Raw genomic sequence first — 15966 nt, 5'->3', positions numbered from 1 at the left:
AACCACACAGAGGCCGTGCGCCCTATTCTTGCTCCCGGCCCTCCCCTGCGGCCGGCGTACCCGCATCGTGGTCTTCGGTGGGCAGCCCCGGAACCGCCCTCTTCGCCACCGGGAACAGGTTGATCTGCGCCTCGGCGATCCTGGCCCCCTCCGGCGCGGCCTCCTTGCTGCGGCGCTGGGCGATGTACGGCTCGATCAACTTCTCGATCTCTTCGCTCAACCGCATCAACTCCTCGGCGTCGACCCTGAGCCGCACCCGGTTGAACCGGGTTGCGTCCCGCCACTCGTCCGACTCCCGTTCGACGCTCGACAGAGCTCGATCCGCTTCTTCGTTCGCCTCTCGCCGGAACGCCTCCATCACCACGAACTTGGCGTCCTTGACCTCCGGCGGATCACCAGGCTGCACGCCGACGCTGAGGGCCTTGTCCACGGATTTCCAGACCCGCTCCCTGCCGTCGCCACGCGGCGGCGCGTCCTCCACGAACCCGTACTTGGCCAACATCCGCAGGTGGTAGCTGGCGGCGCTGGGGGTGATCCCCGCGATCTCCGCCACTTCGGTCGCGGTGGCGCTGCCCTCGACACCCAGTCTGTTCAGGATCATCAATCTCGCCGGATGGGCCAGTGCCCGCATCGCCTTGGGGTCACTGAGCACTTCAGTGCGCCGCGTCATGCGCCAAAGGTACCCAATTCGTAGATCTGAAGAGTTGCCTTCATAACTGTGAAGGATTACCTTCACAGTTATGAAGCGTTCCCTTCACAACTCCTCGCCCCCCTCCGCACCCACCTCTTCTCCTGCGTTACCTCACACGACGACCACGGCCGAACCCGCCCACCCGCTCGACCCCCACCGCTCCCCGCAAGACTTCGACAACTCCCCGACTCCTCTCCGGAAGCAGCGCGACTACCGCCTGCTCTGGACAGCCCGCACGGTCTCGATCACCGGCTCCGAGGTCTCCAAACTGGCCATCCCTCTGACCGCCGTCACCCTGCTGACCGCCTCGCCGTCCCAGATGGGCCTGCTCACCGCGGCCGCCTTCGTGCCGGCACTGCTCCTCGGCCTCCAGTCGGGCGCGATCGCCGACCGGCTCACCCGTCACCGCCCGCTGATGATCGCCTGCGAACTCGTCTCCTGTGTCGCCGCCGTCACGATCCCCCTCGCATGGCTCCTTGGCGTCCTGAACATCGCCTGGTTGATCGTCGTCGCGCTGGTCATCGGCGCAGCCGGAGTCCTCTTCAAAGCCGCGAACTTCCCTCACGTGGCAGCCGTGGTCGCCCCCGAACAGCGAACAGAGGCGATGGCCGGTTTCCAGGCCTCTTACTCTGTCGCCTCGGTCAGCGGCCCCGGCCTGGCCGGCCTCCTCGTTCAGCTCCTCACGGCACCGATCGCCGTAGTCGTCGAGGCGTTGTCGTTCCTGGCCTCCGCCCTGATGCTCCGCGCCATCCGTACCCCTGAGAAGACCACCCCCGCCACCTCCCGCGGCATGTGGCGCGATGTCATGGAGGGCCTGAAAGCCAGTGTCACCCACCCGGTCCTGCGTGCTCTGCTCGGCGCCGGCGTCACCATCAACTTCTTCGCCATGGCCTACACGGCCGTCTACATGCTCTACATGCTGAACACCCTCGGCATCCCCAACGGCATGATCGGCGTCCTCATTGCCCTGAGCGGTGTCGGCGGCCTGCTCGGCGCGTGGGCGACCTCCCGTCTGTCCAAGCGCTACGGAGAGAACCGCATCCTGCTCTACTCTGTGATCTTCTTTCCGATCGAGATCCTCGCGGTGGGCCTGCTGACCGGCCCCCTCTGGTGGAAACTCGCACTTCTCGCTCTCACCGGCACGATCACCGGCGGCATCGTCGTCGCCTTCGCCACGTGCATGGGCGCCATCACCCTGCGGGAAGCCTCCCCGGAGCTCCGCGGCAGGGTGAACGCCACCATGACCTTCGCCGTCCAGGGCGTCCTGGCACTGGGCGGCCTGGCCGGAGGCTTCCTGGCCGAACTGATCGGCCTTCGCGCGGTGATCCTCATCTGCGCGGCCGGCATAGCCCTCAGCAGCATCTGGATCTGGACGTCTCCCCTCCGCCCGAACCGCCCCAAGCCCTCACCCCTCGGAACGAGCCCTGTGCAGCCGTCTCCCCATCAAGGCATAGACCGCTTGATCGCCTGCAAACGCCACTGGGGCCACTAGGGCGCGTACTTGGTTGTGATCAAGAAGTGGGGCGTGTGAGGTCCTTGATCCAGATCATTGAGGCGCGGAGGTGGAGGCCGGCGAGGTAGCTGCCCTACCGATACCCGGCTGACCAGCAACAACGCCCTACCGACGATCCCCTCAGCACCCCGGAGCCGTGGAACCCGCCCACCCGACGCGAGAGTCGGGCCCACCGTCCTGCCCACCACCCGCGCAACAAGCCGAAACGGCCCGCCAGAAGAACCGGCCGGCCGTCACGCAAGATCGAGGCTAGACACTCCCATCGAGCACGACTACCGCAAGATGAAACGGGTGGTGTCAGTTCTCGTTACTCGGGATGACGCGGGTACGCGGCGGGGGGGTTCCGGGCAGCGCGTCCTTGCGGCGTTCAGCAAGGGCGGCCTCCGCGAGGTGGCGGGTAGCAATGCGGGCCAAGGCCTGTAGGGCCGCTTGCGCCTCCAGATGGTCGAGGCTGTCGGCGCCCCCGACCACGAGGGGGCTGTCGCTCATCAGGCGGGTCCAGCCGCTCTCGTCGCGTCCCACCTGGAGCGTGATGGCCCCGCCCGTCGGCAGAGTGAGAGTGACGCTCGCTCCGTCGGCCACCGCGTGTCGGCCGGTGTGGAGGAGGGCTTGTCGGTAGAAGTCGGTTCCTGCCCTGAGTTCGGCTGGTTCGGCGAGGGCGGCCAAGGCCCGGCGGCTGTGGTGCGCAAGCTTCTCCCCCTCGTCCGCCAGGCTGGGCAGCGTCTCGCGGGGTGTCCAGCCAGGCCCCTGGTCCGACGGTGGTTCCAGCACGTCGGCCACGGCCTCCAGGGCGCGCGACGCGGCGAGTGTCGCGCGCACAAGTGGATCGTCGGGGTCATGGGTGAAGGCGGGCCGGGCGACAGCGTCGGCGATCCTGGCGACGGTGCGCACCGAGTCGCCTCGGAGGGGAATTCCGCTGACCTTCTGGGGACCTGAGATCTCTTCCTCGCGAGAACCAAGGCTGATGCCTCGAGCGGCCAGATCGGCGTAGACGGTGTCGCGAGAGACACGGGCAAGACGGGCCAGCTCGGCAACGTTGCGGGTGCCGGTGCGCCAAGCGGCGGCCACAGCGTCGGCGCGGTCCTCGCTGAGCCGTTCCCGGCGCTCGGCCCAGGCGATGAGTTCGGACAGGGCAGCGATGCGTGCTGCTTCGCTCGGTTCGGTCATACCGACGAAACTATGTCGAATGAATCGACATGTCGAATGAATCGACATGCAACGGCTGGGCGCGTATTGCCCTCGTGGCTGGGTCTGTCCGGTAGATCGTCGTGTGTGACGCGAATGCAACTGAAGGATGTGGAGTGGGAGTTCATCGGGCCGTACCTGCCGGTCGGCGGGTACGGGCCGTACCCCGAGCGGCTGCGGCAACAGTTCGAGGCCGTGATCTGACGGTTTCGGACGGGCGGGCAGTGGCGGGAGATGCCACAGGAGTTCGGCGCCTGGTCGACCGTGCACAACCGTTTCCGGCAGTGGCGGGACGCCGGGGTCTTCGAAGCCCTGCTGGAGGACCTGATAGCGGAAGTCGCGAAGCGCGGTGAGATGGACTTGTCCCTGGTCAGCGTGAACTCCACCACCGCCCGGGCCCACCATGACGCTGCCGGGATGCACCTCGGGCCCGGCGTCATCACCGCCCTGGAGAAGGCCGCCGCCGAGGAGGAAAGGCCCGGCGAAGGGGGCGGCTCGGAAGGACAAGACGGGCAGGACGTCGAAAACGACGTGGAAAGGGAAGAGCGATGGCGTATCCGGCTCCGGCGCCAATTCCGGTTGAAAGCCGCTCTGCTCGGACGTTCGAGGGGCGGGCAGAGCAACAAGGTCCACCTCGCCGCCGACCGCAAGTGCCGCCCTCTGGCGTTCGTCCTGACCGCGGGGCAGGCTGCCGACAGCCGCAGTTCATCCCGGTGCTCAAGAAGATGCGGGTCCGCCAGCCCGTCGGCCGCCCCCGCACCCGGCCCGACGCGGTCGCCGGGGACAAGGCCTACTCGTCTCGCGGCAATCGCACCTCCTGCGCAAACGCCACATCAAGGCAGTCATCCCCGAGAAGAGGGACCAGGCCGCCAACCGGAAGAAGAAAGGCGGCAAGGGCGGCCGGCCCGTCAGCCACGACGCCGACCTCTACAAGGAGCGGAACACCGTCGAGCGCCTGATCGACAAGCTCAAGGCCTGGCGGGGCATCGCCACCCGCTACGAGAAGACACCTCAGAGCTACCTCGCCGGCCTCCACCTCCGCGCCTCAATGATCTGGATCAAGGACCTCACAGGCACCACCCCTTGATCACAACCAAATACGCGCCCTAGCCGCCCCGCTGCCACGCCCCCCATCATGCCCGCTCCGCACCGCTCCTCGGCGCCTTCATCCACAGGCGACCATCGCCAACGCTCTTCTATCCACAGAACGACGTTCGCCCCCTCGCCGCGGAAGCCGCCAAGGCGAAACTCGCGCCATGAACACCGACCCCACCACTCCGTCCACGCCCCCCCGCGCGGGTGCGCACACCACTACCTCCGACGGGCCCCCACCCACACTCGACCGCCCCAAGTCACCCGCCCCCCATCCCCCATACCGGGGGCCACAAGCACGCTGGCGCCCACCAACCCCACCGCACCAGCCCAAACGAACGCCGACCCGACGTAGGGGCGACCTCGTACCGACCCAGCCCAGAGCCGCCCTCCTGTCGGCTCACCACACGGCCGCCCTCCTACCGGCTCGATACACGCTTGCTCCACACCCAGCCACCCATCTGCCGACTCGGCGCACAGCCGCACTCCGGAAAGCCCGGCACGCAGGCGCCCTCCTGCCGGCTCAACGCACGACCGCCCACCTACCGACTCGCCACACAGCCGCACTCTGGCCAACCCGGCACGCAGGCACCCTCCTGGCGGTTCTGATCACCGCAGCGGTCATGCTCTTCTTGACCGCCCTCCCTGCTAGGGCCTCGCCTCCCACCTGGCGCTGGCCGCTGGACGGCCACCCCCGGATCCTGCACCGCTTCGCCCCACCGCCCGAGCCCTGGCTCGCCGGTCACCGTGGCATCGACCTGGCCGCCCCCGTTTCGACCCCGGTCCTGGCGGCAGGCTCGGGCACGATCCGCTTCGCCGGCCCCGTGGCGGGAAAAGGCGTCGTCACGATCGACCACCCGAACGGCCTGCGCACGACGTACCTCCCGGTCAAACCCTCAGTACGCCGGGGCCAGTCCGTCACTTCCGGAGCCCAGCTCGGCGTCCTCGAATTCTCAGAACCCCACTGTCACGAGTCCTGCCTGCACTGGGGTCTGATCCGCGACACCCACTACCTGAACCCGCTCCTGCTCCTGGGCCAAGCACCCACCCGCCTCCTCCCCTTCTGGACCTCACCCCCGGCAACCCAAGCCATCCCCGGCAAAGCCCCGCACGAGGACGACACCACGACGCCCTCTCCTGTCCTCCCGCCGACCACAGATCCACAACCCCAAGCGGCTGCGGACACCACCACACCACCGACATACACGGGAGCAGCAGCACCCACATCAAGAGAGCCGACTCCCAAAACTCCACCCAGCAGGACCGATCCTGCCGATCCCACAACCGCCGCCCCCGCGTCATTCCACGCTCATCAACCCGCGACGCCGATCAACTTCCTGGCCCACTCGGCCTCATCGGTGCCCACCGAACCAGCCATCGGCATCAGCGCACTCTTGGGAGCCCTCGTCTTGATCATCGCCTTACGCCGGGCACGCCATACCCGCGCGGACCGGCGCAGCCGGACAAGAGGACAACACCGCAAAGGACGCCACCGAAGCAGACCCCGCAGACACCGCCCTCCAACGTCCTGTTGAAGCCAACCCACCGTCGGGTACGAACCAACGCCATGCCCGACCCGAACTGCTGCGACACCGTCCCATCGGCCAGTCCGAAGGTGCAGGACTACCAGGTCCGAGATCACCACCCGGTCAAGCCGGACGGTCTTCCACTCGCGCTCGCAATGGCTGTTGCGCCAGGGCGCGCTCGTAACCTGTCGGGCCGACATGGGATCGTCAGCGGTTACGCCGAGGCCGGTTCGCGAGCTGAAATGACGGAAGCCGGTTCGCAAGGTGTAAGGACCGAAGCCGGTTCGCAGGCCGTAAGGACCGAGGTTGGTTCGTGGCTGCGGTCGACGTAGTGAGGATCGCGGAGCTGCCTGCCGGCCAACGCATACGCGGCGATGTCCACGGAAAGCACACTCAGCGCCAAACCGCCTACCGGGCCGAAGTCACCAGCTTCGCACTGGAGTGGCCTCATCAGGCTGTTTCTCGAAGGTGGGCCGGTCGACCATGAGCCGAGCAGAGTTCGCCGCTGCGGCCGCCGAGTCACGAGTGCGGCGCCGCCCGGCGGCCAACGGTGACTTCCGTGCTCAGTGACAACACAGGTTGTAGCCGGCCTGACACGTCTCCATATGCACCCGAGCGGACTCGTCTCTGCGGTCGCCGCAGTCAGAATCGCGGCGCCGCCTGCCGGCCTGACGCCGGCACTACAGTGCGACAACACAACCCCTCCCACCGGGCAGAGTCGGCTTCGCGCTGGGGAGAACTCGTCAAGTATTCGGGGAGGTGGAGGTGGGCTGGTCAACCGTTGCACTCGAATACGGTCGTCAGCTGTTGGGCCGGGTGGGCTCGTCGCTGCAGCCGCCGTAGTCAGGCACCCTGTGCTGCCTCGCGGCCGACGTCGGCAACTGCGGTGTCCAGAGACAATGAGGGCGCACCACACCGCGCGCCGGCGGAAGTCGCCGCCGCGACACAGCCCGCACCGCGGATTGTCGCGTCAGGCCCTTGGGTGGGCTTGTCTGTACGCCGCACGCAAGCGGTCGATGGAGACGTGCGTGTAGATCTGCGTGGTGTTCAAGGATGCGTGGCCGAGCAGTTCCTGGACGCTGCGTAGATCCGCACCGCCCTCAAGCAGGTGCGTGGCCGCACTGTGCCGCAGCCCGTGCGGCCCCATGTCCGGTGCACCCTCGACCTGGGCCAGTCGAGCGTGTACCACGCGCCGTACAGTCCCTGGATCGATCCGCCCGCCACGAACACCGAGGAAGAGCGCCGGCCCCGACCTCGCTCGCACCCACAACGGCCGCCCATGAATGCACCACCGGTCCAGCGCCTGCAACGCGGGCCGCCCGAACGGCACCGTACGTTCCTTGCGGCCTTTGCCCATGACACGGACGACGTTCCGCTCCCGGTCGACGTCATCGACGTCGAGGGAGCACAACTCACTCACCCGTACACCCGTGGCGTACAGCAGTTCGAGCAGCGCCTGGTCCCGCAGCTCTTTGGGGTCCGCCGTCGGGGGGGCGTCCAGTGCGGCCTTGGCCTGCTTCTGATCGAGGACGACAGGCAGGGACCGCGGCGACTTCGCACTCCCGAGCAGCAGACCAGGATCGGTCGCCAGCCACCCACGGCGGTGACAGTACGCGGTGAACGTACGGGCACACGCGGTTCTACGCGCAAGAGTGGCCCGTGCCTTGCCGGACGCGTGCTGATCGGCCAGCCACTCCCGCAGCACCCCGATGTCGAGCCCTTCGAGCTGCCCGTCCGTATGGTCGAGCAGCGAGCTGACGTCGGCCAGATAAGCACGAACGGTATGGGGAGAGAGATCGCGCTCCAGCCGTAGAAACCGAGCGAACTCGCCCACAACCTCATCCCTGTCCACACCCACCTCGTTCCACCGTCGCCCCCTACAGGCCCCGGCCATCGCCCATACACGTCGCCAACCCACCGTCACCAGAAGGCATCGCTGTTCTCGATCATCCCGGGCACACCCAGACATCTACCGTCACGCGAAGCATCCTTAACCGTCCAGACCACCATCATGCGCATCCAGCGGCATCCATGACGACCAAGGTCGCACATCATGGCAGCCGGCCACGGACTGTAAAACTAACGGCGGATCTGATGATCAAGGAAGAGACGTTCGATGCCCGAGACCGCCCTGGAGTCGTTGTCCATGAACGAACTGCCTGTCGAGCCGGACCGCTCGATGACGGACGAGCAGCTGATCTCGATGCTCGTGAATCGGGCCCGCAGCGACGGGCTGCAGCTGACCGGTGAGAGCGGCCTGCTGCAGCATCTGACCAAGCGGGTGCTGGAGTCGGCCCTGGAAGGCGAGATCACCGATCACCTCGGCTATGACAGGCACGACCCGGCAGGGAAGAACAGCGGCAACAGCCGCAATGGCAGTCGCACCAAGACCGTGGTGACCGACGTTGCGGGTCTGTCTTGGATAACGGTGTTCTCGATCTTGTTAGTTGGGTCTGTCTAGATAACGGTGTATCTCGATCTTGATTGGTTATCGGGTGGCCGAAGTTAGACGGCCTTCGAAGGTGATGGCGAAGGCGTTCAATGCGGCTTTCCAGCGGGTGATCCAGCCTTTGCGGCCCTTACCGGTCGGGTCCAGACTCATGATCGCCATGTAGACGCACTTGATCGCGCCCTGCTCGTCAGGCAAGCGGCCGCGAGGACCGCCCGCCGAATCGGGGCGTTGATCGGATCCGATGGCGTTGGTCGAGCAGATCACCCGGCGGATCTCGGTGACGAGGTTGCGGAACAGCACGAAGTCGGCCCAGGCGTCCTCCCACAACTTCACGATCGCGGGATACTTGCGCCCCAGATCTCGGCGAGCCCGGAGAAACGCTTGAGCGCGGCATCGTGGGAGGTCGGAGGCCTGCAATTTCGGGTGCCGACGATTGGATCCTAGCCGGCTGCCGGTGGCATGTCGCTGAACGCTGCGGTCATTGGCTGGCTGAGCAGACCGCTGTCTGTGCCGCAGCCCGCAACGCCGGGTAACGCCACCGACGGGGGTATGCCCCTTGTTGGATCTGGTGCGTCGGCACGTTCACCGTGGTCGGGCACGTTGAGGCATCCGGCTGGCCTGCCCAGCGAACAGCGTCAAGGCCCTGTCCGCCGGGCCGGTGAATCCACGCGAGATGGCAGGTCACCGGCTGTGCTGACGTCAGCGGACATGTGGGGTCCGTCCAACGGTGTACGCGGCGCGGTGCCGACCAGCTACGTGCTCGTCAACCATCTGCCCGTTGCGGCCGCCGTCGCCGTGATCGGTCTGGCCGGCTGCTCGGGGAGCGCCGCAAGCGTCGGTTGGGAATCGGCTATGGGGTGGTCCCGTGCAGGTGGGCCTGCGTAGGCGACGGCGAAGGCGTTGGAGTGGGTCGGAGTTGCACGTTGATCGTCTGAAGCGGTCAGTGGGGTGGTTCTGGGGATGGCTGTAGGGGTCAGTGGAGCTGTCCGGTTTCGTGCAGGTGGTCGAAGATGATCTGGTCGACTGGGGATACTCGGTCACGATCGGCGTAGCTCAGCCAGGCGACTTCCTCTATTTCGCCGCTGGGTGTCGGTGTTCCGTCGTGGGCGGCGGTGTAGCAGGTCATCCGTACGGTGACCCCGGCGGCGTGGCCGTGCGCCTGCGCTTGATAGGTGCCCACGTGGACGGCGGTCGCCGGGTAGATCGTGACGGAGAGTTCTTCGTCGATCTCGCGTACAAGCGTGTCGAGGTCGCTCTCGCCGGGTTCGCGTTTACCTCCGGGGATGTAGTAGACGTTCTTGCCTTGCGACCGGGTGCTGAGGATCGTGCCGCTGTCGAGGTGAAGCCAGGCGATCTTGTCGATGGTGCTGTTCAACCGTTCTTCCCATTGTCGAGGGGTCATGGCGCCTGACAAGTCTGCCGTTGGCGTACCGGGACACGAAACCTGCGGTCTCATGCCGGACATGGTGCGACGTCGTCCGGGAACGGCGGGGTTTCGGCCGGATCGGGTTCGGGGGCGGGCGGAGGATCGAGCACCGCCGAGTCAGGGGCCTTCCGGTACGACGCCGTCTGCCTGCACAGGCGCCAGCCGTTCGCCGAACGTTCGATGTACCCCGCGGCCGCCAAACCGCCCAAGGCGCTCAACGTCGTGTCCAGCCCCACGCCCGCCGCCACCGCGATCGAGGCCGGCCCCGCCCCTCCCCGCGCGGGGATCGCGTCCAGGACGCGCTTCGTCACATAGTTGAGCCTGTCTCTGGGCAGCACCGAAACTCGGACCTGCGGGGCGAGATCATCACCGATGACGCCGACGAGCTCGATCATCTCCTCGGGAGAGGTCACGCAGACGGCCTTGCGCTCGCGGAGGAGTTTGTGGCAACCGGCCGACATGCCAGAGGTGACCGGGCCGGGAACCGCGCCCAGATGCCGGTTGAGTGACAGGGCGTGGGTTGCCGTGTTGAGGGCTCCGCTCCGGACCGCGGCCTCCACCACCACTGTGCCTCTCGACAGCGCGGCTATCAGCCGGTTCCGGATGAGGAAGCGCGCTCGGGTCGGATGAACGCCGGGCGGGCACTCGCTGATCACCACACCCTGTCCTCTCACGGCGGCGAACAGGGTGTCGTGACCGCGTGGGTAGCAGACGTCCACACCACAGGCCAGCACGACGACCGTCGGAGAGCCGGCGGCGAGCGCGCCCCGGTGGGCGGCGCCGTCGACGCCGAACGCACCTCCCGACACCACGGTCCAGCCCGCCTCGCTGAGGCCCACGCCGAACTCGGCCGCGATGTGCGAACCGTAGGGGGTGGCGGCTCTGGCCCCTACCACCGCCACGGATTTGAGGCAGGCCAAGCGCAGATCCGCTGAGCCGTGGACCCACAACCCGAGGGGACGGCTGGAGCCGAGCTGGTCGAGCTGGGTGGGCCAGGCCGGGGTGTCGGGGATGATCAGCCGTGCTCCGGAACTCTCTCCGGCTTCGAGATCGGCCGGCGGGTTGGCGGCGGCGAGGCGCGCGTACCAGGCGTTGAGACGGGAGCTCAGATCCGGTCGGCTTTCCTGCTCCGCCTCCCGCGCGATGAACTCCGGCGGCAGAGCGCGGTTGCGGATCGCCTCCACCGCCGCCGGAGCGCCGAACGCCGCCACGAGACGGCCCATGACGGGGTCGCCCACGTCGGTGGCGCGCATGAGAGCGACTCTGGCCTCGGCATCCAACCGGATGCTCGTCCCGGTCCGCGTCCTGGCGGTGGGTTCTGCTGCGGCGGTTCGGGGCACAGCGGGCTCTCCGGGCGTAACGGGCGACGGAGGTGTGCTGGTCACGGCGGCTCCTTGGGGCATACGAAGGGCACGGGACTGTTGCCGGCAGCGCAGGCGTGGAATGCGGCATGAGAGCCCCTGGCCGCACCGGTGCGGCCAGCGGCATGGACGGCGGCGCCGGCGTAACGGTGCGGAACAGGGACATGGATGGCGGCGCCGGCGTGACGGGCTGTGGAACTGCTCGCAGCTCCAGTGTGAAAGGGGCATGGGACTGTTGCCGGCTGCGCCGGCGTGGAATGCGGCATGGGAGCCGCCGGCCGCACCGGTGCGGCCAGCGGCATGCACGGCGGCGCCGGCGTGACGGGCTGTGGAACTGCTCGCAGCTCCAGTGTGAAAGGGGCATGGGAGCCGCTGGCGGTGCCGGCGTGGGGAGGGTGGCCGCTCGTCGATGTACGGGAGGGTTACGACCTGACCCCGAGCCAGAAGCCCAGCGCGGCGTTGGTTTCGTCTTCTCCTGGGTGGTCCTTGCCGGCCAGGTCGGCGAGCGTCCACGCGACCCGTACGACGCGGTCCAGGCCCCGGGCCGTGAGCGCGCCCGAGTCGAGACAGGACGTCATGGGACGCATCGCCGCGGCCGGCGGCCGATAGTCGGCGTGCAGGGCGGCGGACGGGATTTCGGCGTTCAACCGCCACGGAGTGCCGGCCAGGCGTTTGGCGGCTCGCTCGCGGGCGACGAGAACGCGTTCGGCCACGGTCTTGCTCGTCTCCACGAACTGGCGGTCGGCCAGCAACTCTCGTCTGGACGAGCGGACAACCGTGACCTTCATGTCGATGCGGTCGAGAAGCGGCCCCGACAACCTGCCGAGGTAACGTCGCCTGACTGTAGGGGTGCAGGTGCAGGATTCCGCTTGGTCCGCCGCGCGGGCACACGGGCACGGATTGGCCGCCAGCACCAGCATGAACCGCGCAGGGAACGTCACCGAACCCGCCGCCCTGGACACGGTCACCCGCCCCGACTCCAGAGGCTGCCGCAACGCGTCGAGCACATGCCTGGCGAACTCAGGGGCCTCATCCATGAACAACACCCCTCGATGCGCGAGCGAGACGGCGCCAGGACGGACGATCGTGCTGCCGCCGCCGATGATCGCCGCCGTGGTCGCGGTGTGGTGCGGGCTGACGAACGGAGGGCGGCTCATCATCGGAGCACTGGATGGCAGCACACCCGCGACCGAGTGAATGGCGGTGACCTCCAGAGCATGGTCGAGCTCCAGGCCGGGAAGCAGCGTGGGCAGGCGTTCGGCCAGCATGGTCTTGCCGGTGCCCGGCGGACCGAGCATCCAGAGGTTGTGGCCGCCGGCCGCGCACACCTCGAGGGCTCGCCGGGCGACCGGCTGGCCCACGACCTCGGTCAGATCGACTTCAGGGCTCATCCCGGACTGGGGTGGCTCCACCGGCTCCTCCGCCTCGGGCGTCGGCGGAAGCTCGCCCTTGCGCAGCCACTCCACGAGGTCACGCAGGTGACCGACGGGGACCACTTTCACCTCCGGTACGAGCGACGCCTCGGCAGCGTTTCCGGAGGGGACCACCACCATCACGTCGCCGTCGTGCTGCGCCGCGCCCAGGACCGATGGCAACACGCCGCGTATGGGCCTGATGCGGCCGTCGAGGCCGAGCTCCCCCAGGAAGAACGGCTCCGCGATGCGCTCCGCGGGCACCACGCCGGCCGCGCCGAGGATGGCGACGGCTATGGCCAAGTCGAACTGCGAGCCGCGTTTGGGCAGGCTGGCCGGGAAGAGGCTGACGGTGATGCGGGCGTCGGGCCACGGGTAGTGGCTGTTGACGACGGCCGACCTGACCCGGTCGCGGGCCTCGCTGAGCGCCGTGTCGGGAAGGCCGATGAGGTGGATGCCGGCCAGCCCGTTGCCCACGTCGGCTTCGACCTCGACCGTGCGGCCTGCGACTCCGACCAGCGCCACGCTGCGGGTGCGGGCCACGGCCATCTACATCACCCCCCGTACGTGGCGCAGAGCGAAATCGCCCGCGAACCGCTCAAGGGCGACGACATCGACGCGCACGGCCTCGAACGTACGGGGCTGCGTGGTCAGCCACCTGTTTGCCAGCATCCGCAACCTGGCGACCTTGGCGGGACGTACGGACTCCAGAGCCGTGCCGTGCGAGCGGCCCGATCGTGTCTTGACCTCGACGACCACCAGGTGGGAGCCGTCTTCCGCGATGATGTCGATCTCGCCGTGGCGGCAGCGCCAGTTGCGTTCGAGCACGGTCATGCCCCGGCTCTCCAGGTAGGTCGCGGCCACCTGTTCGCCTTGTTTACCGAGATCGAGCTTGCTTCTCGTGGCCAAGTGCCACCTCCGTCGGGTAGGTCGGGTCCGAGCACCGACCTTCGCGGATCCAGGCCCTCAGCCTCCGCCCCGAACGGGATTCTGTGGACACCGCCTCAGGCATCCGCACGGGCTGTGGACAACCCAGTGCCTCACCTTCGACCCGTACCTCAAAGGGGGATGAATCCAGAATGCGCCCTAGAACGCAAGTACCGCAGGGCGGTCCCGATTGATCTGGGGCGCCCTGCCGGCGGAGGTGGCGCGGGCCATGCAGGTCCTGACGGAGTCGGACAAGGCTGCCGCATAGTGCCAAAGACGGCCGAATACTGACCCCGACTCGGCCCGCAAGGTGATGCGAGAGGCCCAGCACCCGACACGCCACAAGGCGCTGGAGCCGGCCCACGGAGAAGATGGCTCCTCGGACGACTCGGCGCCCTCGCCACCTGGGCGACCACCGTGGCGGCGGCGTTCCCGACGAACCACGCAGGAGCGCGCGGCCGACAGTGCCCCTTTCGCGCACGATCGCCGTGTGCCAAGTGACCAGGTGGGCCGCGTCGTCAGGCCGGATGTCCCAGCGTGGCCGGCGAATCCGGGGGACATGCCCAGGCAACTCAGCAACACAAGGCCGACTCGAACCGGACCCCCACCCGCCGACGTTCCGGCAGCACGTCCCCGCAACCCAGACGACAGGCACGCCGGACCCGGCCCCCACGCACCCGAAACCCCCGCAAGAGCAGAACCGGAGAGGCCCTACCCGGAGAACCCCTCCTTCGGCATCTCCAGGTCCGCCTTGGCCAGCTCCTCCACGTTCACGTCCTTGAACGTGACCACCCGCACGTTCTTCACGAACCGCGCAGGCCGATACATGTCCCACACCCAGGCGTCCTGCATCTTCACATCGAAGAAGACGTCGCCGTTCTCCGCAGTGCGGACGTCGAGGTCGACCGAGTTGGTCAGATAGAACCGCCGCTCAGTCTCCACCACGTAAGTGAACAAACCGACGACATCGCGGTATTCGCGGTAAAGCTGCAGCTCCATCTCGGTCTCGTACTTCTCGAGATCCTCTGCGCTCATCGCGGTCCTCCTGTCGTACCGGTCCCCCGGTGTGCCTGGTCAGGCAACCCCGGCCCCCAATTCATTCTCACCCATCCCCCTCGCCACCGTGACGAAGGAGTAACGGTGATCAGGACACGGACCGTGCGTTTCCAGCGCCAGCCGATGTCCTGGTGTGACATACCCCTTGTGCTCGGCGAAGCCGTACTGCGGGTAGCGCTCGTCGAGCGCGACCATCAGGCGGTCTCGGGTCACCTTGGCCACGATCGACGCGGCCGCCACGCACGCGGCCACCTGGTCCCCCTTCCACACCGCCAGCGACGGGGCGGGCAGCCCCGGCACCGGGAATCCGTCCGTGAGGATGTACTCCGGGTCACAAGGCAACTGTGCGACAGCTCGCCGCATTCCTGAAACGTTGCACTTGTGAAGACCTTTGGCGTCGATCTCCTCAGGCGGGATGATGACGATGCCCACCTGGGAGACGCGCATGATCTGGTCGTACAGGCGCTCGCGCACCGCGGGCGTGAGCAGTTTCGAGTCGTCCAGACCGTCGATCCGCTTGCGCAGGATGACGGCCGCGACCACCAGCGGCCCCGCGCACGCGCCGCGCCCTGCCTCGTCGACACCCGCGATGGGGGCGAGGCCGCGACGGGCGAGCGCCCGCTCGTAGGCGTAGAGTCCGGAATCTCGCCGGACGACACTCGGTCGAGGGCGGAACGCAACTGTCATGACACAGGCAGCGTACGCCCCATTCGCCGCGAACCGCGACCGAAAGCCCGCTCTACTTGACCTTGTCGAAGATGTCGGGCTGGGAGAAAAGGTAGCCGCGCGACAGCGGCCAATAGCGCACCACGGCCTTGCCGATCACGTCATCTTCCGAGATGAAACCCCCTCCTGGCTCCTCCATGTGCGCCCGCGAGTCGGCCGAGGCGCTGCGGTGGTCACCCATCAGCCAGAGCTTTCCGGCGGGCACCGTGACGTCGAAGTCATCGCCAGAAGCGAAATCGTCCGGGTAGAGGTAGGACTCTTCGTCCAGCGGCGTCCCGTTGACGGTGATGCGCCGCTGCTTGTCGCAGCACACCACCTTGTCGCCCCCGATGCCGATGACCCGCTTGATGGTGTCTTCGCCGTTCCAGCCCTTGAAGACGACGATGTCGCCGCGTTCGGGCTTGCCCGCGAGTTTGTTGACGAACACCCGGTCGTTGACGAGGAGCGTGCGCTCCATCGACTCCGACGGGATGTAGAACGAGCCGATCACGAACGCCTGCAACAGCAGTGCGATCCCGACCCCCATCGCGATCAGCAGGACGGTCTCGCGGAAACCGCCCTTCTTCTTCTCTTTTGCCACGCCCTCCGCCTTCTCCGTG

The 15966-nt window shown here is 67.6% G+C and carries 13 protein-coding genes and 2 pseudogenes; 4 read left to right on the top strand and 11 right to left on the bottom strand.

The window, feature by feature from the left end; all coding sequences use genetic code 11:
* Window positions 1-22 precede the first annotated feature (22 nt).
* Entirely contained in the window at window positions 23-670 is a 648-nt protein-coding gene (locus ACIBP6_RS37820; RefSeq protein WP_397058823.1) for an ArsR/SmtB family transcription factor, read from the bottom strand.
* Between the two features lie 238 nt (window positions 671-908).
* Here ACIBP6_RS37820 and ACIBP6_RS37815 point away from each other — a divergent pair, with 238 nt between their 5' ends.
* Window positions 909-2183, top strand: a complete 1275-nt coding sequence (locus ACIBP6_RS37815) for an MFS transporter (RefSeq protein WP_397058947.1) — start codon at window positions 909-911, stop codon at window positions 2181-2183.
* Between the two features lie 318 nt (window positions 2184-2501).
* Here the strand turns inward: ACIBP6_RS37815 and ACIBP6_RS37810 are convergent, their stop codons facing one another.
* Window positions 2502-3371: a hypothetical protein gene (locus tag ACIBP6_RS37810; RefSeq protein ID WP_397058821.1), complete on the bottom strand. Its 870-nt coding sequence runs from the start codon at window positions 3369-3371 to the stop codon at window positions 2502-2504.
* A 105-nt stretch (window positions 3372-3476) separates the two neighbouring features.
* On the opposite strand from ACIBP6_RS37810, the pseudogene ACIBP6_RS37805 reads away from it, so the two are divergent.
* Window positions 3477-4476 (top strand): annotated as a pseudogene (locus ACIBP6_RS37805) (IS5 family transposase).
* Window positions 4477-4645: 169 nt separating this feature from the next.
* The gene (locus ACIBP6_RS37800) at window positions 4646-6016 is read left to right on the top strand and encodes a peptidoglycan DD-metalloendopeptidase family protein (protein ID WP_397058819.1); all 1371 of its coding nucleotides are present in this window, start codon (window positions 4646-4648) and stop codon (window positions 6014-6016) included.
* A 961-nt stretch (window positions 6017-6977) separates the two neighbouring features.
* On the opposite strand, the gene ACIBP6_RS37795 is transcribed toward ACIBP6_RS37800, so the two are convergent.
* The gene (locus ACIBP6_RS37795; RefSeq protein ID WP_449595854.1) at window positions 6978-7841 is read right to left on the bottom strand and encodes a tyrosine recombinase XerC; all 864 of its coding nucleotides are present in this window, start codon (window positions 7839-7841) and stop codon (window positions 6978-6980) included.
* 282 nt (window positions 7842-8123) lie between these two features.
* On the opposite strand from ACIBP6_RS37795, the gene ACIBP6_RS46850 reads away from it, so the two are divergent.
* Entirely contained in the window at window positions 8124-8468 is a 345-nt protein-coding gene (locus ACIBP6_RS46850) for a transposase (RefSeq protein WP_449595852.1), read from the top strand.
* 27 nt (window positions 8469-8495) lie between these two features.
* Here ACIBP6_RS46850 and ACIBP6_RS37785 read toward each other — a convergent pair.
* The 8 genes and pseudogenes from ACIBP6_RS37785 to lepB form a co-directional block, all read right to left on the bottom strand.
* A pseudogene (locus ACIBP6_RS37785) lies at window positions 8496-8851 on the bottom strand (transposase); the annotation flags it as partial.
* Window positions 8852-9432: 581 nt separating this feature from the next.
* Window positions 9433-9834, bottom strand: coding sequence for an NUDIX domain-containing protein (locus ACIBP6_RS37780; RefSeq protein ID WP_397058813.1), 402 nt, complete (start codon window positions 9832-9834; stop codon window positions 9433-9435).
* Window positions 9835-9911: 77 nt separating this feature from the next.
* A complete protein-coding gene (gene dprA, locus ACIBP6_RS37775) occupies window positions 9912-11138 on the bottom strand; it encodes a DNA-processing protein DprA (RefSeq protein WP_397058811.1) in 1227 nt (408 codons plus the stop codon).
* Window positions 11139-11668: 530 nt separating this feature from the next.
* Window positions 11669-13207 carry a YifB family Mg chelatase-like AAA ATPase gene (locus tag ACIBP6_RS37770; protein ID WP_397058809.1) on the bottom strand — a complete coding sequence of 513 codons (1539 nt, stop codon included), beginning with the start codon at window positions 13205-13207 and terminating at the stop codon, window positions 11669-11671.
* Entirely contained in the window at window positions 13208-13567 is a 360-nt protein-coding gene (locus ACIBP6_RS37765; protein ID WP_132621512.1) for a YraN family protein, read from the bottom strand. It lies immediately after the preceding gene.
* A gap of 729 nt (window positions 13568-14296) precedes the next feature.
* Window positions 14297-14620, bottom strand: a complete 324-nt coding sequence (locus ACIBP6_RS37760) for a DUF2469 domain-containing protein (protein ID WP_026215037.1) — start codon at window positions 14618-14620, stop codon at window positions 14297-14299.
* A gap of 39 nt (window positions 14621-14659) precedes the next feature.
* The gene (locus ACIBP6_RS37755) at window positions 14660-15328 is read right to left on the bottom strand and encodes a ribonuclease HII (protein WP_132621514.1); all 669 of its coding nucleotides are present in this window, start codon (window positions 15326-15328) and stop codon (window positions 14660-14662) included.
* Between the two features lie 52 nt (window positions 15329-15380).
* Window positions 15381-15947 (bottom strand): signal peptidase I, encoded by a 567-nt coding sequence (gene lepB / locus ACIBP6_RS37750; protein ID WP_397058806.1) that lies wholly within the window; start codon window positions 15945-15947, stop codon window positions 15381-15383.
* Window positions 15948-15966: the final 19 nt, after the last annotated feature.

This window comes from Nonomuraea terrae, from assembly GCF_044465245.1.
Classification (GTDB): domain Bacteria; phylum Actinomycetota; class Actinomycetes; order Streptosporangiales; family Streptosporangiaceae; genus Nonomuraea; species Nonomuraea terrae.
Note: the sequence above shows the minus strand (reverse complement) of the source record. Positions and strands in the feature narration are given on the sequence as shown.